Source organism: Streptomyces sp. NPDC005574, assembly GCF_040605435.1.
GTDB lineage: Bacteria > Actinomycetota > Actinomycetes > Streptomycetales > Streptomycetaceae > Streptomyces.
Map to the genome: position 1 here is coordinate 1 of NZ_JBEXCW010000333.1, position 1,338 is coordinate 1,338.

Here is a 1,338-nt window from a genome sequence, read left to right on the forward strand (position 1 = left end):
GTCCTCTTGGTGCACGGCGAGTCGGGAGGGTCGGGGCGGGCCGTCGGGAATCTTGAAGGTGGCCGGGCCGGTCTTCAGGAGGAGCCCGCGGCTGGCCCACTGGAGGAGTCCGCTGGTCAGGTCGCCGCGGTCCAGTCGTAGCAGGGTGGCCAGTTCGGTGGCCCGCCACTGACGTTCCGGGGCAGTCCCCATTACCGTGCACACGTCCTGGAACCTGCTGGTGTGCATCGGGGCCGGCGGCGGTAGCAGCTCTCCGGTGTCCGCGGGCAGGTCCTCGGGGGCGCTTGGCGCCGTGTCCGTCGCCCGTAGCGGGGCGGGTGCCGCCGCAACGGAGGTGAGGGCGTCGTCGGCAGGCGCGTGGATGGTGGTGTCGATGGCGGTGACCTGGGTGCTTGCGCGGGGCCGGTCCTCGCCGGGTGGGCGGTGTGCGTAGCGGGCGGAGACGCCCTTGACGGTGCGCGCGCTGATGCGCGCCCGGCGCGGTGGCAGCAGAGTGGCGGTGACCGCTTCGGTGACGGTGCTGGTCAGCGCGCTCCCGGTGGAGGGGAGAATGTCGGTGGCGCGGGTGACGCTGTCGCGGGCGGCGGCCAGAGCCGCGGTGAAGCAGGCCCGGTCTGGGTCACAGTCGGGCACGGCGCCGGTGGCGTCGTACATCGCTGTGCGCAGCAGCTGGTGGACCGTCAGCAGGGCCCACATCTCCTGCCGCAGGCCCTGCGGGTCACCCGAGCGCAGGACGCGGCCCTTGAGCATGGTGTGACGGATGGCCAGGAACGTCACCTCGATCTCCCAGCGCTCGTGGTACAGGGCCAGGAGCTGCTCGGTGGGGTGTCGACGCGCGTCGGTCAGCGTGGTCACCAGCCGGTACTCGCCCCGGTGGATGCTGCCGTCCGCACAGGTGACAGCGACGGTCGCGGTGATGACGCGGACCGGGACCCCGGCGATGACCGACAGGAAAGAGCCGTCGGGCAGGACCTTGAGCACGGCGGGCTTGCGCGAGGCGCACACCCGCAGGAGTAGTGCGGCGCCGGAGGCGTGCACAGCCCGGATGAAGGCGTTCGCGTCGAAGCCGCGGTCGGCAAGCACCAGCATGTCCTTCGTGAGGCGGCCGGCCAACTGCAGTGCGGCGTCCACCTCCCCGCTGAAGGGGCCGACGACCGCGCCGAGCAGGGCCCGCGTCCCGGTCTTCGCCAGCGCCATCACCGCGAGCAGCGGATAGGCGGCCACCGCGCCGGCACCGAGCTTGTGCCGTCCCAGCCAGGCCACGTTGCCGTCGGTCTCGGGAACCCGGGTGGAGCGGCAGCCGTCGAACGCAACCGTTCGCAGGCCCCGGTAGGTGAC

General features: G+C 72.6%; 1 protein-coding gene. It reads right to left on the reverse strand.

Going from position 1 to position 1,338, the window contains the following annotated elements; genetic code table 11:
- The coding region (locus tag ABZT03_RS44570; protein ID WP_356050066.1) for a transposase at positions 1-1,338 on the reverse strand (1,338 nt) is incomplete at both ends.